Origin of the sequence: Marinibacterium sp. SX1 (assembly GCF_050389775.1) — a bacterium.
In the GTDB taxonomy this organism is placed as follows: domain Bacteria; phylum Pseudomonadota; class Alphaproteobacteria; order Rhodobacterales; family Rhodobacteraceae; genus Marinibacterium.
In genome coordinates this window covers 1,195,679-1,212,956 of sequence record NZ_CP177144.1, presented here as the reverse complement: position 1 = coordinate 1,212,956, position 17,278 = coordinate 1,195,679, and the positions used below count along the sequence as shown (strand labels likewise).

Here is a 17,278-nt window from a genome sequence, read left to right as displayed (position 1 = left end):
TTCGCCAAACCCGTACAGGAAAGCAAGCGGCCGAACGGCCGGAACCCGGAAAGACGCGTCATGTCCCGCATTGTTCTTCATGTCGGCATTCACAAGACCGGCACCACTTCCATCCAGGACACGCTCTGCGCCAATATCGACCGCCTGGCCGAGACCGGTCTGGTCTATCCCCGCCCGCAATACGGCACCGGCCACCACGAATTGCTCAGCGGCCGGGCCGAGATGTCGGGCCTCCTGCCGCTGGCCTACAGCCCTGACGGCGGGGCCGACGCCCTGTGGCAGAAGATCCTGCGCGACCACGCCTGCTCGGACCGGACGGTGATCATCAGCAGCGAGGTCTTGTCCAAGCATGGCGGCGACGTGGCCGACCGCATGGCCTGGCTCGCCCGGCTGACCGCGCCCTTCGACGAACGCGTGGTGGTCTGCATGCTGCGCAACCAGGTTGCCCTGATACAATCGATCTACCTCGAAATTGCGAAGAAACGGGCGGTGCCACCGTTCTCGCAGAGCCTGGCCGATGCCTGCGAAAAGGGCGGCTCCCTGGGCACCCTGACCGATTTCACCCAGTATTTCGATGTCCTGGCCGGGGCGTTCGGTACCGAGGCCGTCACCGTGCTGAACTACGATGAGCTGGCCGGCCGGCCCAATGGCGTTGTCGATGCCCTGCTGGCCCAGGCCCGGCCCGGGGCGTCGATCGACACGCTGGGGCTGCAGCCCGGGTCGTGGTCGAACCGCTCGGCCGAGCCCCTGGCCGTGCTGGCCGCGCGGCTGGTCCAGCCCGATCATGCCCTGTCGCCCGCTCTGGTCGCCCGGGCCGAAGCGGCGCTGCGGACGCATTTCGGCCGCGACCTGCGCACGACGCTCTTCTCGCGGGCCGAGATCGCCCCGACCCGGGACCATTTCACCCCGCACAACAACCGCCTGCGCGCCCGGCTGCAACAGGTCGGCCAGGACATCACGCTGGATTTCCCCGACTGGTCCGACCGTGTCCACCGCGAGGATATCAACGCCGGGTTCTGGCTGGAACTCTGCCGGCACCTGCAGGCTGCCGCCTGAGTCACCGCCCGACCCGCGCCCTCCGGGACATGGCGAGCGGACCCGCCCCCGGGGCCGGTGAGCAGGCTGCGCGCCTGTCGCCGCTAGCGCCCCATCGCCCCGGCCAGCCGCTCCAGGTGCGGGGCCAGATCGGCGGCCTTGTCCTCGCCCCCGGGCATGGCGGCCAGCGCGCGCATCTCGCTGCGCGCCGCCTCCAGCAACGGGCCCGCCTGCCCGGCCTGTTTCTCCAGCAGCGCACAGCGCAGCTGCAACAGGGCGTTCTGCGTGCGGAAGGCCTGCAGTTCCACCCCCTGCCGGGCATTGAACTGTCCCACCACCCGGCCCAGCCCGCGCAGGTAGGCCCGGGTCACCGTGACCTCTTCGCCATCGCCCGGCGGCTCGACGTAATCGGCCCATAGCCGCTCGCCCTCGGGCAGGCAGGCGTTGACCTGCTCCACCTGGCCGGCCAGCCGGGCCATCAGCCCTTCCTGCGCCGCCCGCGACGGCGCCAGCCGGGCCTGGCCCGTGGCCGGCACCTCGTCGCACAGGGCCACCGTCAGCGGCGCGGCCGTCTGGCCCAGGCTCTCGTTCCAGGCCAGGGCCATCTCGACCTCGGCGCTGCTGAGCGACCGGTTCACCTGCCGCCCGGCATCGCCTGCAAAGATCTCGCGCCCGACTCCCAGCACGCCGGCGATCGGAGCCATCAGGTCCGCCTTGTGCACATCATAGTTGAACACGTGCAGATGCGGATCGGGCAGATCGATCGGCCGGGTCAGCAGGGCCAGCTCTTCGGACAGGTCGGGCGCCTCGGCAAAGGCCGCCTCGATATCCCGCGTCGCGCCCTGGCCCTTGACCGATTGCAGGTAGCGCGCCACCCGCTGGCCCACCGGATTGCGCAGGAACAGGATGATCTCGACCCGGCCGACATCGTTGCGCGCGCAAAAGCGCCGCAGCCGGTCCGTGATCGCTTGGAACCGGGCCGCGCCCAGCCGCACGTCCGGTCTCATCTCTACCCCGGCGTCGACGGCCAGCGCCCGATAGAACCCTTCCCAGCTGACCAGGATGCGGCCGGTACCCTCGGGCACCACGTCATCGACATCGGCACGGGCAAATTCCACGCCGTTGCCTCCGTTCGTGCCCCAGTGCCTCCGGTCCTGCCGGGCGCGCCGGTGCGCCGGGCGCAGGTCGGGGTAATGTATCCCGGCCTCGTCCAGCGCCTGGGCCGCATGGGCCAGCGTCGCCTGGATGAAACTGGTGCCCGTCTTGCCCTGCCCCACGTGCAGGTAAAGTGTCCTGTTGCCCAAAGGCCCGACCTCGTCCTTGTCGCCCCGTGCCCGTCGCCTCGCACCGCACCGGCACCCGTCCCCCGGGCCGGGTCTTATCCCAGGACGGCCGCCAGTCAAACCATTGTCATGTCCGCCCGCACCGCCCCCGGTCCGACCGCATGGCCCGCAAGTCCCGCCCGTTTCGCCCCCTTGCCCACATCGACCGGACGCACCGCTCCCTGCTCCGTATAGCCCGGGCACACCGCCCCCTTGGCCCGCGTCGCCGGTCTACATCGCCCGCTGGCCGCATAGGACGGCCACACCGCTCCCATACCCATATCCCCAGCCGCACGGCCCCTCGGCATCGCCCGACCGCTCCGCTCCCCGATCTGCCCGCCGCCCGGCTTGCCCCACGACACAGCGCCCCGGATGCGCGACGGGCGCCGGCCATGCCTGGCCGGCGCCCGCCCGTAGGGTCTGGCAAGGTTGCTCCGCCGGGGCGTCAGGCGTCGAAATCGAGCTTGGACAGGGGCATGCTGCGCACCCGCTGGCCGGTCAGGGCCGACACGGCGTTGGCCACGGCCGGCGGAATGGCCGGCAGGCCCGGTTCTCCGATGCCGCCCATCGGCGCGCCGCTTTCGATGATGCCCACGTGCACCCGGGGCATCCGCTCGGGCGGCAGGATCGCGTAGCCGTCGAAATTGCGCGCCACCGGAGCGCCGTCTTCCCAGGCGCTTTCCTCCAGCAGGACCTGCGACAGGCCGAGCGCAGTGGCCGAATTGACCTGCGCCTCGATGATCGCCGGGTTCACGATCGACCCCGGGTCGATGACCTGCCAGACATCATGCACGACCACTTCGCCATCGGCGATCGACACTTCGGCAATCGCCGCCGTCTGCGACCCGAAGGGCGAGGCCATGGCCAGGCCCCGGGCCCGCCGGCTGCCGTCTTCGGCCGTGAACGGCCCGCGTTTCCAGCCTCCCGACAGGTCGACCACCGATTGCAGCAGGGTCGACAGCCGGTCATTGCCGGCCAGCAGCGCCTGGCGCATGGCAAGGGGATCCTGGCCACCGGCAACGGCCATCTCGTCGAGGAAGGTCTCGTAGAAGAAATCGTTCATCGAATTGCCGACCGACCGCCAATAGGCCAGCATCACAGGGTTCTGCACGTAAAGCTGGGCCAGTCGCAGGTTGGGCACGGCATAGGCCTTGCCGGTGATGCCTTCCATCGCCGTCTCGTCGATCTTGTCGGGGTTGTGGCCCCAGATCGCCTCGGTCGGACCTTCGCAGATGCTGATCGCCTCGATCGCCGCGGGCATGCCCCGGTCGTCCAGCGCCCCACGGAACCGCACCGCGGCCATCGGGCGCATCGGGTCGCGCAGGAATTCCTCTTCGCGGCTCCAGATCACCTTGACCGGCCGGCCGGTCTCGCGCGCCAGCTGGATGGCCTGGGGATAGGGATTGGCCGATGGATAGAAGAAATGCCGGCCAAAGAACCCGCCCAGCATCGGCGAGTTGATCCGCACCTGCCCCGGCTCCAGGCCTTCCATCCCGGCAATCGCCGCCTGGAATTGCTCGGGCGCCTGGTTGGGCATCCACAGGTCCAGCGTGCCATCCTCGTTGAACCGCGCCAGGGTCGAGGTCGGCTCAAGCTGGGCATGGTTGAGGTACTGGCTGTGATAGGTCGCCTCGATCACCGTGTCGGCCGCGTCCAGCACGGCCGGCGCATCGCCTTCGACCTCGGCCTCCTTGCCGGCGCCGGGCTCGGCGGCCAGCCGTTCGGCAAAGGCCTCGGTCGAGAAATCCGCGGGCACGGCGCGCCAGGTTTCGGGCAGCTCGCCCTCGCCGGCCGGGCGCCAGGCCACGTCGGCCGCCTCGACGGCCATGCGCGCGGTCCACCAGCGTTCGGCCACCACGGCCACGGCGCCGGGCAGGACATGCACCGACGCCACCCCGGGCCGGGCGCTGATCTCGTCGAGGTTGCGGACCTCGTCGGCCACCAGGCCCAGGCGCGGCGCGTGCTGGACCGCGGCATGCAGCATGCCCTCGACCTGCACGTCCATGGCATATTCGGCCTTGCCGGTCGATTTCTCGTAGACATCCAGCCGGGCCACCGGCTGGCGGATCCAGCGGAAATCGGCCGGATCGCGCAGGGCCACCGTTTCGGGATCGGGCACGGGCAGATCAAAGGCCGCCTCGGCCAGCGCGCCATAGGCCGTGCGCCGGCCGCTGGATGCATGCACGACATGGCCCGGCTCGGTCGTCAGCTCGGCCGCCGGCACGCCGAAATCGGTGGCCGCCGCCTCGATCAGCATGGCCCGGGCCAGGGCGCCCAGCCGGCGCATCGTGTCATAGCTGGTGCGCACGGACATCGACCCGCCGGTGATCCGCATGGCCCCGTTGACCACCAGGTAATCGCCGCCCGCCGGGGCGTTGTCGACGACAAAGCTGGCCGGATCGGCGTCCAGCTCTTCGCCCACGATCTGGGCCATGGCGGTAAAGATGCCCTGGCCGCCTTCGACGAAGGGGCTGAGCAGGCGCACGCTGTTGTCGGGCCGGATTTCCAGGAAGGCCGGCACCCGGGTGCCCGGGGCCATGGCCGCCTGGGCCCGGGCCCGGCCGACGGGCAGGCCGAAGCCCAGGACCAGCGCGCCCGATGTCGCGCCGATGGCCCCGCGCAGGAAGCCCCGGCGCGAGATGTTGACCGGGTTGCCGCGCGGCAGATCCCCGGCGCCGTCGATGAAGGGTCTCTGTCCGGTCACAGCGTGGTTCCTTCCTCGTCGATGCCGGCCAGGTCGCGCACGGCGGCCTTGATGGCGTTGTAGGTCCCGCAGCGGCAGAGGTTGACCATCGCATAGCGGATGTCCTCGTCCGTGGGCTGGGGCGTGTCCTTCAGCAGCGAGGTCGCGGCCATGACCTGGCCCGACTGGCAATAGCCGCATTGGGGCACCTGGTGTTCGACCCATTTCTCGACCACGCGCTGGCCGACCGGGTCGGCCTCGATGGCTTCGATCGTGGTGATCTCCGAGCCTTCGACGACCTCGACGGGCGTGACGCAGGACCGGGTGACATAGCCGTCGACCAGCACAGAACAGCCACCGCACTGGGCCACGCCACAGCCGTACTTGGTGCCGGTCATGCCCAGGTTGTCGCGCAGGACCCACAGGAGCGGCGTGTCCGGTTCCACCTCGATGTCACGGGTTTCGCCGTTGATATTCAGTTTCATGGAGACCTCCGGAAGCTGGATGCGGGGCGATGGCCCCGGGGCCGGGCGGGCGCCCGGCGATCATGTATCTTGCCCGGTCAAGGCTAAGGCATTCCGGCGGCGGGTATTATGGCCGCCAGGAATATAACGGTCATGCGGGATCGGCATAAATCCCGGGTTGGCCCCACGGCGTATGTCGCCGGGGGTGCCGTGGCCCGGCATGTGTCAGGCACGGAGCGGTCGGCCAGTCGTCAGGCCAGTCGTCGGGCCATTTGTGCGGCGACGGACCGCCGCGCCGCGGCATCCGTGTCGCAGGAAGGCCACGGCCCCAAGGATACAGGATGCCGCCCCGTTCCGATAGCTTTTTGCCGACCCGGCCCGCTCTCGGCCACGGCCCGCTCCCGGCCCCGATCCGACGGGCGCCGCGAGCGGACCGGCGCCGCTCAACCCCGGCGGCGCAGCAGCCAGACGAAGAACGCCCCGCCGACCAGCCCGGTGACAATGCCGATGGGCAGGTCATCGGGGGCCATGACCGTCCGCGCGGCGATATCGGCCCAGACCAGGAAGATCGCTCCGATCAGGGCCGAGAACGGCAGCACCCGGGCGTGATCGCCGCCCACCAGGATGCGCACGATATGCGGGATCATCAGGCCGACAAACCCGATGATGCCCGAAAAGGCCACCATGCACCCGGTCAGCAGCGCACCCACGAAAAACACCGTCAGGCGGAACCGCGCCACGGGAATGCCCAGGGTCGCAGCCGTCTCGTCGCCCATCGTCATGGCGTTCAGCCGCCGCACATGGGACATCAGCCAGGCCCCGCACCCGGCCAGCACCAAAGCGGGATAGGCCAGCTGATCCCACTGGGCCAGCCCCAGCCCGCCAAGCATCCAGAAGACCACCGTATGGGTAGCCCGGGGATCTCCGAGAAAGATCAGCAGGTTGGCGCAGGACATCACGATGAAGGACACGGCCACCCCGGCCAACACCAGCCGGTCGGCCGAGGTCGAGCGGGTGACGCTGGAAATGCCCAGCACCAGCAGCGCGGTGGTCATCGCCCCGCCAAAGGCCAGAAGGGGCACGGTCAGCAGGCCGATGAACAGCCCGGTGTGCAACAGCGCCAGGATCGCACCAAAGGCCCCGCCGGCCGAGATGCCCAGCAGGTGCGGATCGGCCAGCGGATTGCGCGTGACCGATTGCAGGCTGGCGCCCACCAGCGACAGCCCCGCGCCCACCATCGCCGCCAGCAGGGCGCGCGGCAGGCGGATGTCCCAGACGATGGCCGCCTGGCCGGTGGTCCAGCCGGCCTCGACCAGCCCGGGCAGCAGCCGGTCGGCCACCACGCCCCAGACCGTGCCCAGCGGCACCGCCACGGCCCCCACGCTGACCGCCACCGAGATCGACAGGGCCAGCGCGGCCAGCCCCAGGAACGTCAGCGACGGCAGGACAATGGCCCGGCGCGCGGGGATCGGGACGGCGTGATCGCTCATTCGGCCCGAAAGCCTTCGGCCAGCTTGCGCACGGCCCGGATGTTGCGCGGGCCAGGGGTGGCCTCGACATATTCCAGCACGACAAACCGGTCATTCTTGACCGCGTCCAGGTCGGCAAAGGCCGGCGTTTCCATCATGAAGGCGCGTTTCTGTTCGGCCGTGACCTCGCCGTAATTGACGATCACGATGACCTCGGGATTGCGCGCGACCACCTCTTCCCAGCCGATGGTCGCCCAGCTTTTCTCGAAATCATTCATGATGTTGGTGCCTCCCGCCGCTTCGATCAGCGCGTTGGGCATGGCATAGCGCCCGGCGGTGAAAGGCGTTTCCTCGCCGCTGTCATAGACGAAAACACGCGGCGCGTGGTCCAGCGCCGGCAGCTCGGCCAGGTAGGCCGCCAGCTCTGCCCTGTAGCCATCGACCAGCGCCTGCGCCCGGTCCGGCACGCCGAAAATCGCGCCGAGGTTCAGCAGGTCGTTGTACATGTCGTCCATGCTGGCCGCGGGCTTGTCCATGATATGGGTGCAACTTTCGGTCAGCTCGTAGACCTGGATGCCGAAGGGGGCCAGCGTCTCGGGCGTGACCTCGCCGCCGACACGCATGCCGTAGTTCCAGCCGGCAAAGTAGAAATCGGCCCCGGCGCCGACCAGCACCTCCTTGGACGGGTATTTCTCGGCCAGTTCGGGCAGCGCGCCGATGCCCGCGCGCATGTCCTCGTCGATCTTGTTCCAGCCGTTGATGCCGGTAAAGCCGACCATGCGGTCGGTCAGATCCAGGGCCAGCATCATCTCGGTCAGGTTGACGTCGTTCGACACGGCGGCGGCGGGCGGCGCGTCAAAGGTGACCTGGCGGTCGCAGCTCTGGACGGTGACGGGGTCGGCCAGGGCCGGCGCGGCGGCACAGAGCGCCAGCGTGGTGATCAGGTGTTTCATGGATCGGGTCTTTCGCAATCAGAGATGGAAGGTCAGGTGGGCTTTGCCACCCGGGTCGAGCGACCGGCGCTGCACGCGCACGCCGAAGGCCCGGGCGATCAGGTCTTCGGTCAGCACGGTGTCGGGCCGGCCACAGGCCAGCATCCGGCCGCCGGCCAGCAGCAGCACCTCGTCGGCCAGGTCGGCCGCCAGGTTGATGTCATGCAGGCTGGTCACGATGGTCGGGCCCAGGCCGCGCAGCAGCGCCAGCAGTTCCAGCTGGTGGCGGATGTCGAGATGGTTGGTCGGCTCGTCCAGGATCAGCAGGCGCGGTTCCTGGGCCAGGGCCCGGGCGACCATGACCCGCTGCCGTTCGCCACCCGAGAGCGATCCGAACAGGCGGTGGGTAAAGGCCGCCAGGCCCAGCCGGGCCAGCACGTCGCGGACGATGGCCGCATCCCTCTCGCCGCCGCTGGCGCTGGCCGACAGGTGCGGCGTGCGGCCCAGGGCCACGATCTCCCCCACGGTCAGGGCGAAATCGGTCGGCTGTTCCTGCAGCACGACGGCCACCGACCGGGCGACCTGGCGCGCCGATTGCGCCCAGATGTCACCCCCGTCCAGAAGCACCCGGCCCGCCCGGGGGCGCAGGTAACGATAGAGCAGGCGCAGAAGCGTCGACTTGCCCGCGCCGTTGGGCCCGATGACGGCCAGGATGCGCCCGGCCCCGATCTCGAAGCTGGTCGGCTGCAACAGGGTCAGCCCGCGTTTCGGCCCCCAGGTCAGGCCCTCGGCCCGCAGGGCGGCGGCCTCAGGGGCGGGGCGGGGTGAGGAGCCGGGCGGGGCGCCGGGCGACACGGGGCCCGGGCCGGGTGGTCGGGGGATTGTTTGGGTCATGATCGTTGCGCCCTCCGCGCGACCGCGGGGAGAGCCGGATATCCATCACACCTGTCGGCTGTCGCCGTCTTGCCATGTCGGACCTCCTGCCGGGGCACCCCGCCCGGTCAAAGTTGATGTCACGATGGCAGGTCTCCTGACTTGCGGGTCACGGCTTGCCCGAGCCTTCCCGGCCATGGCTGGCCAGTGGGTCTCTCGGGGTCGCTCGCCGCCTACAGTTGCGGGGGCAGTCACGGATTTGGCCCGGGGGCCGCACCGTATTCCCTTTTCATCCCGGAAAAGCACTCCCCGGGAAACCATCGCCGGCACTAGACCGGGCGGCAGCGGAATGGTCAAGCGCCAAGCGGTGGCGCCTCGCCCCCGCCCACCGACAGGCGCGCACCGCCCGGCCAGGGGCCGGGGACGTGCAAGCGATCTGGGCGGCAGGGCACGGGCTGGCATGGTGGTGGGAATCTCGCGGCTCAAAATGATATGTTATAACGTAACACTTATCTTGCCGAAATGGCCGGGTCAATTCCCCTTTGACTGTCCCCCGCGCCTTCTCCTGCCCGCCCCATCGGCCATTCGCCATCGCCATGCCGGCCAAGGCGTCAGCGGACCCCGCATGGGGGCCCGCTGGCCGTTTCATTCGGATCAGAACGGCATGTTCCAGCGCAGCGCGCCGCCGTAATCGCGTTCATTGCCCGTCAGGTGCCCAAAGGCCGACAGGTCGAACGACCCGCCCCCGGCGGCCAGGATGGTCACCCCGGCCGACAGGTCGAACTGCGTGCTGTCGATCTCGCTGCGCCAGTCGAACGGAGCCACCCCGCTCGACGCCCCGGCCAGCCGCGCGCTTGCGTCAAAGGACGTGTTGCCCAGGAATTGGGTCACCGCCAGCACGGCATTGGGCCGGATCTCGGTGCCCCGTGCCGTCACAAAGCTGCCCCCGACCTCCAGCCCCGGGCGCAGGTAGGCAAAGGTCTCGGCCGCCGTATCGATGGCCAGCGCCGTGCCCGACCCGCTCTCGGTGTAGGAACTCTCGCCGAAATGGGCGAGCCCCAGGTCCATCCGCGGCTTGAGGAACCAGCCGCCCTGGTCGAACGTATAGCCCGCGCGCAGCTGGGCGCCCGACACCCATTGGTCCTGGTCACCGCTGGCCACATCGGCCCCGGCCACCCGCCGGTTGTCGAAACGGCCATGGCCCGCATGGATCGCCGCGCCGAATTCCCAGCGGTCGACGAACCGCTTGACCGACAGCCCGCCGGAAAAGGTATCACCCTCGCTGGTCGCACCGGTATCGGTCGTCAGGCTGGTGGAATCGTAGGCCAGCGCCCCGCCCAGGGCGAGACCGTTGTCGAGCAGCATCTGCCCCCCGGCCGTGATCCGCAGCCCGTCCTGGTCAAAGCCCGAGGCGCCGCCGGTGGCATCGCGTTCGAACCGGTTGACCCCCAGGGTCACATAGGCGCATTGGCCGTCCTCGGCCCAGACATTGCCCTGGCCCTCGTGCGGACAGCTGAACAGCCCGTCGGCAAAGCGCAGCGTGCGGTAGAGCCGGGCAACGCCGTTGCTGGTGGCCAGCTCCGGGCTGAGCCCGTTCATCGCCACGGCGTAATCCTCGTGGCTGGCCACTTCGATCAGGGTCTGGGCCAGGCCGTCTTCCAGCTCGCCCTGCTGGTAGAGCGCGTTGAAATAGCTGGTCAGCCCGCCCTGGTTACCGTTCAGCGCGGCCAGCAGGGTGTCGTTGGCGTAGTCGACCTCGTAGCTCAGGGTCAGCTCGGTGTCGGACGCCGCGGCCAGCTGATAGCGCGCAACGACCGAGGGAACGAGTTCGAGTCCCGAAGCATCCACCCCGCCGGCAGCCTCGATGATGGTCAGCGTCTGCACCCCGTTCGGATGCTCGCTGGCCTTCAGCACGTTGATTTCCAGCGCGCCGTGCAGCTCGGCCCGACCATCGACACGCAGCAGGTCGGTGTCGACGCTGGCCATGTCCACGTCAAAGCTGAGCGTGCCCGCGTTATGCAGGAAATTGCCGGTGATCCGCGTGCCCGACAGGGTCCCTTGCCGGCCGACATAGACCTGGCCCCAGTTGCGCAGCCGCGCCACGTCGAGGATCTCGCCGGCGTTCACCACGCCGCCGGCCAGGTTGTCGACCCGGATCGTTGCCGGCGCCCGTGCATCGACCGCCGCGGCCGAGGCATCGGCCGTGGCGGATGCGTCCGGCGTGACATAGGTGCCCAGGATATCCCCGGTGACCGTGCCGGTGTTGTCCAGCGTCAGCGTGCCGCCCCCGAAGGAATGGATGGCCACGCCGCTGACCGCGCTGATCGTGCCGGCATTTGTCAGCGTGCTGTTCGACCCGGAATGGATATAGACCCCGGCGCCGGTCAGGGCATTGTCGTAGATCGCTCCGCCACCGCCCCGGATGTCGGCATCTTCGCCGATGGTGATGGTGGAATGGCCCCCGCCATCGCCCATGTTCTCGACATGGATGGCATGGGCCCCGGCCCCGGTGGCCGACACGCTGCCGGTGGCCGTGACGGCGACGGTGGTATTGGCCACCGCGCCGGAATTGCCCTCTCCACCGGCATATTGGGCAAAGATCCCGTGGGCCCCGGCCCCAGTCGTGGCAAGCTGGGCGCCCGAATAGGTCACGGTGACAACACCGGCCGTGCCGGTGCCCCCGAAGCTGCCGACATAAGAGCTGTCGGTCGAGGTCTTGTCGACCGTGCCCTGCACGCCGCCGCCGCCGCCGACCGACTGGGCAAAGATGCCCACCGAATTGTCGCCCGACGTGGTGATGCGCCCGCTGGCATCGACCGTCACCGCCCCGCCGTTGCCCGAGGCATCGGCCGAGCTGTCCAGCACGCGGATGCCGATCCGGTCGTGATCGCCCAGGATCATCGAGCCGCCATAGCCGCCCCCGCCACCGACCGATTGCGCGAAGATGCCGACCGAAGCGGCGTTCAGGTCGCCGGGCGTGGCCGGGCCGGTGGTGATGTCGGACCCGGCGGTGACGGTCACCGCCCCGCCGTCGCCCTGGGCCTTGCCGGAGCCCCCGACGGAGACCTCGGCCGTGGCGTCATCTGTCAGCGTGCCGGTGCCGCCAAAGAGCGTGCCGCCCCCGCCGCCGACCGATTGGGCAAAGATGCCCGGCGATTGCTCGGCCGCCGTGGTGATCGCCCCGTCGTCCGAAGCGACCGTCACGGCCCCGCCATCGCCCGCCGCACCGTTGCGGCCGCCGATCGCCACGTTCACGTCGTAAAGCGCCGACAGGCCGGTGGCGCTGCCGGTGTTGCCGCCGCCGCCGCCGATCGACTGGGCCACCAGCGCAGCGCTGCCGTAGCTGGCCGTCGATATGGCGCCGGTATTGGTGACCCCGACCGCCCCGCCGTCGCCGCCGCCGGCCCCGTTGCCGCCGATCTCGGCCGTGTAGGTCGCGGTGATGTCGGCCGCCTCGCCGCCCGAACCGCCGCCACCGCCGACCGACTGGCTGAAGATGCCATAGGAATTGAGCCCCGTCGTCGTGATCGCGCCGCTGTTGGTCACCGATGTGCTGTCGCCATCGCCCGCCGCGCCTCCGGTGCCGCCGATCCGCACGCTGGCCGAGCCGAGATCGTCTTTCAGGTTCGAGATGTTGTAGAGCGACCGCAACCGCTCGGTCACGCTGTCGCTGCTCTCTGCGATCTGGCGGGTCACGAAGCTGCTTGCGGTCGAAGCCGTCGCCCCGCCGGTGCCGCCGCCGCCGCCGACCGACTGGGCCACGATGCCATGGGCCACGTCGCCGGTCGTTGCGATGGCCGCATCATTGGTCACGGTCACGGTGCCCGCATCGGCCCCGGTGCCGCCATCGCCGCCGATCATCACGCCCAGGTCGACCGAAATCTTGGTCGTGGCGTCGTTCTCGTTCTCGCAGCCGATCCCGATCCCGTCACCGCCTTCGTCGCAATCGCCGGTCGCGCTCTGCGAAAAGTTCGAGGCCAGGCCGCCGTCGCCGCCATTGCCGCCGACCGACTGGGCAAAGATGCCATAGGCCCCGCCGCCGGCCGTCGAGATCGTGCCGTCGGTCTCGTTGGCCACCGTGACGTCGCCGCCCAGGGCACCGTCGCCGCCGGTGCCGCCGACGGTGGTGTTCAGGCCGACACCGATGCTGGTGTCGCTCCCGCCGGACGCGGCCTGTCCCAGGTTGTAGATGCCGGTGCCACCGAACCCGCCGCTGCCGCCGTTGCCACCGATGGATTGCGCATAGATCCCGCTGGCGCTTGTGCCCGTGGTCGTGATCGTGGCGCTGTTGGTCACGCCTGCGGTGCCGCCGATGCCACCGGCGCCGCCGTCACCGCCCACCGACGCGCCCGTCAAGAGCTGCAGCGCGCCGCCGGACATGACGTTGGTCAGGATGTTGTAGGTCAGGCCGCCCGCGCCGCCCGATCCCCCGATCGACTGCGCCAGGATGCCCGTCGAATTGTCGCCCGTGGTCTGGATCGCGCCCGTGTTCGTCACCTGTGACGCCCCGGCGGTGCCGCCGTCACCGCCATCGCCGCCGAGGGTCGCGATGGCCTGGATCTCCTGGACCACCCCCAGGGTCAGCGTGCCCGAGATCGCCATGCCGCCCGAACCGCCGCTGCCGCCGATGGATTGCGCCAGGATGCCGGCGCTGTTGAAATCGCCGGTCGAGATCGTCGCGCGGTTGGTCACGCTGGCCGCGCCGCCCGTGCCGCCCGCACCACCGTCGCCGCCCATGTCCAGGACGGCGCTGCCCGCCGGGATTTCCTCGTCCAGATCGACGTTCATGCCGGTCTCGACCGCCATGCCGCCCTGGCCGCCATTGCCGCCCAGGCTGAGCACGTTGATGCCCGCCGCCGACGGGCCGTCGGTGGTGATCGCGGCCCCGGCCAGGGTCTCGACATGGGCCGTGCCAGCCGTGCCGCCGGTGCCGCCTCCGCCGCCCAGGGTGACAGATGCATCGCCCTGGGACACGCCGTTGCCGGTGATCGACAGGCCGCCGCGCCCGCCGTTGCCGCCATGGCTGATCGCGACAATGCCGTCCGACATGAAACCCGTCGTCGCGATCTGGCCACCGGCAGTGACCGAAGCCGTGCCCGCCGTGCCGCCATCGCCGCCCGACGCGCCGATATCGACCGCCGTGGTGGCCAGCCCCGCGCCTTCGCCGCCATAGGTAAAGCCGGCGATGCCGCCCGATCCGGCCGCGCTCAGCGCGATGATGCCGGGCGATTGCTCGGCCCCGGTCACCAGCTGGTCGCCGGACCAGGTCACGGTCACGTCGCCCGCGTCACCGCCGCCGCCGCCCGCGCCACCGACGCTGATATTGGCCGATCCTTCGGCGGCGCCCTCGGCGGCAAGGACGCCCGAGCCGCTGCCCCCGCCGCCGGCCTGGCTGGTCGCCTGGATGCCGGCCGACATCTCGCCGGCGGTCTGGATCGTGTCGCTCGACGTGACGGTCACATCGCCTGCGCCCTTGCCCGCGCCGCCGCTGCCGCCGATCCCGATGTTCACACCCGTCTCGCCGACCGCGCCGATGGCCCCGACGATCTGGGCGCTGCCGCCCGATCCGCCGACGCTGGCCGCGACCAGCGCGCCCGACGCCTTGCCCGAGGTGCTGATGCCGCCCGAGGAATAGACCGTGACATCACCGCCCGCGCCCCCGGCCCCGCCGTCGCCGCCGACCGAGATCGCCGCGCCCTGGCCGGCCGTGCCGCTCAGCACCGCGCCGGACTGGCCGCCGCCGCCGCCGATCGACGCGGCGTAGATCCCCGCGGCCGCATCGCCCGTGGTCTCGATTGCGCCCGCCGCCGAGGCCGAGGCCGCGCAGGTGGCATTGCCGGTCTCGACGCCCCGGCAGACATCAACCGTGCCGCCATCGCCGCCGCCGGCGCCATTGCCGCCGACACCAAGGCTGACCGTGCCCAGCCCCGCCGTCGCGGCCACGGTCGTGCCCGCCGCGCCACCGCCCCCGCCGACAGATTGCGCCGAAACGGCCGTGGCATTGGCCCCCGTGGTCGACACCGCGCCCTGTGCCTCCAACCGCACGTTTCCACCCGCGCCCCCGGCCGCGCCCGAGCCGCCAAGCGCGATTGCAACGGTGGGGGAATCGTCGGCCGAAGCCGAGATCGCCGTGCCGCCATACCCGCCGCCGCCACCGACCGACGAGGCCGAGATGCCGCGGGCATTGTCGCCCCCGGTCGTCACGCTGGACCCGCTGTCCGTTGTCAGGTCGACCCGCCCGCCGTCGCTGCCCGCGCCGCCGTTGCCGGCGATGGCCAGCGAAAAGCCGACCGATGCGGCCAGCGTGTTCGATCCGTGGCCGCCCGACCCGCCGACGCTCTGGGCCACGACGCCATCCGCGCCGGTGCCCGACGTGACGATGGCTCCGCCGACATCGACGCTGACCACGCCGCCGACCGAACCGTCGCCGCCATCACCGCCGATGGCCACGATACCGGCCGTCGACCCGGCCGAACCGCCGCCCCCGCCGACCGATTGCGCCAGCACGGCGATGGAATCGTCGCCGCCGGTGGTGATGTCGGCCGTGGACGTGACCTGGACCGACCCGCCCTGGCCGCCGCCCGAACCGGTGCCGCCGATGCCCACAAGGCCCCGCGCGCTGCCGCCGTCGCCGCCGGTGCCGCCGATCGACTGGGCCACGACGCCCCGGCTGCGCGTGCCGGTTGTCGTGATCTCGCCCGAAGCCGTCACGGCCACCGGCCCGCCATCGCCGCCCGAGGACCCGTCTTCGTCGCCCGACAGCGACACCAGCCCCATGGTCGACGAGGCCTTGCCCCCGCCGCCGCCCTGGCTCTGGGCAAAGATCCCGTCGGAATCGTCGCCCGTGGTGCGGATCGCGGTGCTGTCCGACCCCTGGTAATGGACGATCACGCTGCTCCCGCCGCCGGCGCTTTCGCTGCTCGCGCCATAGGCCACGATGCCCGAGGACTCGCCCGCATCACCGGCAAAACCCCCGACCGATTGCGCCAGGATGCCGTCCGACAGCGATCCGTCGGTGGCAATGTCGCCCTCGTAGGTCACCGAGATGCCCCCGGCCGGGCCGGACCCTGCCCCGGCCCCGCCGTGGGCCGTGGAGCCTCCGCCGGTGCCGCCCGCACCGCCCGCGCCGCCATAGCTGCGCGCCACGACCCCCGGGGCCAGGTCTCCGGACATGGTGATCGTGGCCACGCTGCCGTCATCGGCGGTCGCGATGTCGACCGTCACCGAACCGCTGGTCCCACCCTGGCCGCCGTTGCCGCCACGACCATGGCCGAAGAAAAGATTCACCTCGCCATCGCCGCCCTGGCCGCCATCGCCCGCGATGCTTTCGGCCAGGATACCGGGGCCCGAGCTTGCCGTGACCTCAAGCGCGCCGGTCCCGTCATCCGTCGTGTTGCTCAGCAGCACGCCGCCGCCGTTGCCCCCGACGCCACCGGCCCCGCCACGGCCATTGCCGTTCAGCGTGTTCTCGCCCGTGCCGCCATCGCCGCCCTGGCCGCCGTGCGACACGACAACGATCCCGGTCTCGCCGTCGGTCGTCAGGTCACCCACATGCACGACGACATTGCCGCCCTGGCCTCCGGTGCCCCCGACCCCGCCATGAGCGGTGTAGTCGGCGGCCTTGCCATGCCCGCCCAGGCCCCCGTCGCCGCCGAAACTGCCCACCACAAGGCCCATGCCCTCGGTCAGGGTGCTGTCGGTCAGCGTGACGTTCACCTCGCCGCCCCGGCCGCCGGTCCCGCCGTCACCGCCATAGCCGTCGTTGCCCGCCGTCGAATAGCCTTCGGCACCGGTGCCGCCCTCGCCACCCTGCGAGCCGATGAGAATGGCCTCTTGAGAGGCCGTCATGTTCAGCCCGGACAGCGTCGCCGTGATGCTGCCCCCGCCGCCGCCGACCCCGCCGTCGCGGCCGACCTGTTCGCCCGACCCCTTGGATTCGCTGTGCCACTGGCCGTTGCTGCCCGTCGTGGTGGTGCGGATCGCGGGCGCGCCGGTGGCATCCACCTGCAGCCCGCCGGCATCGATATTCAGCACCACGCCTGCCGAGGTCTGGCTGAATTCCGGCGAGGTCACCTCGACATTCCAGACCGGCGCGCTGTCGTCCTGCCCGTTGGAGACCTGCGTGTTCGTCACGTCGTGGATGGTCAGCGTGGCGGTCTGGTCGGCCGTCGTGTCCGGCAGCGTGAAATCGAGGACGCCGACGACGCCGCTGCATGTCATGTCCAGCCCGTCGGTCGACGTGGTGCAATCCGCCCGGGCCGGGCCGGCCGACAGGGCCGCGCCCAGGGCCAGGACCGACACGGTTGCAAGCCGCAGCGCGGCGGGCCGATCCGGGTGATCAGAGTTGAAACGCGAAAAAAGAAAATTGAACCCGGTCATGGCGAACGGCTCCTTCAATGCAAACTTGTCAATCCATCAGAATATCTTACGAGCGCAGGACTATCTAAACATTGCCTGGCCCGGCGAAATCAACGGTTTCATCAAGTTCCAGTAACTTTTC

The 17,278-nt window shown here is 70.5% G+C and carries 8 protein-coding genes and 1 riboswitch; of the genes, 1 reads left to right on the top strand and 7 read right to left on the bottom strand.

Annotated elements, in window-relative coordinates; all coding sequences use genetic code 11:
• Positions 1-60 precede the first annotated feature (60 nt).
• A complete protein-coding gene (locus tag ACK3BB_RS05495) occupies positions 61-1,056 on the top strand; it encodes a hypothetical protein (RefSeq protein ID WP_428927719.1) in 996 nt (331 codons plus the stop codon).
• 83 nt (positions 1,057-1,139) lie between these two features.
• On the opposite strand, the gene ACK3BB_RS05490 is transcribed toward ACK3BB_RS05495, so the two are convergent.
• From ACK3BB_RS05490 to ACK3BB_RS05460, 7 genes are all read right to left on the bottom strand, one after another.
• Positions 1,140-2,339, bottom strand: a complete 1,200-nt coding sequence (locus tag ACK3BB_RS05490; protein ID WP_428927718.1) for a hypothetical protein — start codon at positions 2,337-2,339, stop codon at positions 1,140-1,142.
• Positions 2,340-2,802: 463 nt separating this feature from the next.
• On the bottom strand, positions 2,803-5,061 hold the full coding sequence (locus ACK3BB_RS05485) for a molybdopterin cofactor-binding domain-containing protein (RefSeq protein WP_428927717.1): 2,259 nt from the start codon (positions 5,059-5,061) through the stop codon (positions 2,803-2,805).
• The gene (locus ACK3BB_RS05480) at positions 5,058-5,525 is read right to left on the bottom strand and encodes a (2Fe-2S)-binding protein (RefSeq protein ID WP_428927716.1); all 468 of its coding nucleotides are present in this window, start codon (positions 5,523-5,525) and stop codon (positions 5,058-5,060) included. The genes ACK3BB_RS05485 and ACK3BB_RS05480 overlap by 4 nt, the downstream gene beginning before the upstream one ends.
• Before the next feature lie 422 nt (positions 5,526-5,947).
• A complete protein-coding gene (locus ACK3BB_RS05475) occupies positions 5,948-6,994 on the bottom strand; it encodes a FecCD family ABC transporter permease (RefSeq protein ID WP_428927715.1) in 1,047 nt (348 codons plus the stop codon).
• Positions 6,991-7,926, bottom strand: coding sequence for an ABC transporter substrate-binding protein (locus ACK3BB_RS05470; RefSeq protein ID WP_428927714.1), 936 nt, complete (start codon positions 7,924-7,926; stop codon positions 6,991-6,993). Before ACK3BB_RS05470 ends, ACK3BB_RS05475 begins: the two co-directional genes overlap by 4 nt.
• Positions 7,927-7,944: 18 nt before the next feature.
• The gene (locus ACK3BB_RS05465) at positions 7,945-8,799 is read right to left on the bottom strand and encodes an ABC transporter ATP-binding protein (protein ID WP_428927713.1); all 855 of its coding nucleotides are present in this window, start codon (positions 8,797-8,799) and stop codon (positions 7,945-7,947) included.
• A gap of 109 nt (positions 8,800-8,908) precedes the next feature.
• Positions 8,909-9,115: riboswitch (cobalamin riboswitch) on the bottom strand.
• A 317-nt stretch (positions 9,116-9,432) separates the two neighbouring features.
• Positions 9,433-17,157 (bottom strand): hypothetical protein, encoded by a 7,725-nt coding sequence (locus ACK3BB_RS05460; protein ID WP_428927712.1) that lies wholly within the window; start codon positions 17,155-17,157, stop codon positions 9,433-9,435.
• Positions 17,158-17,278 lie beyond the last annotated feature (121 nt).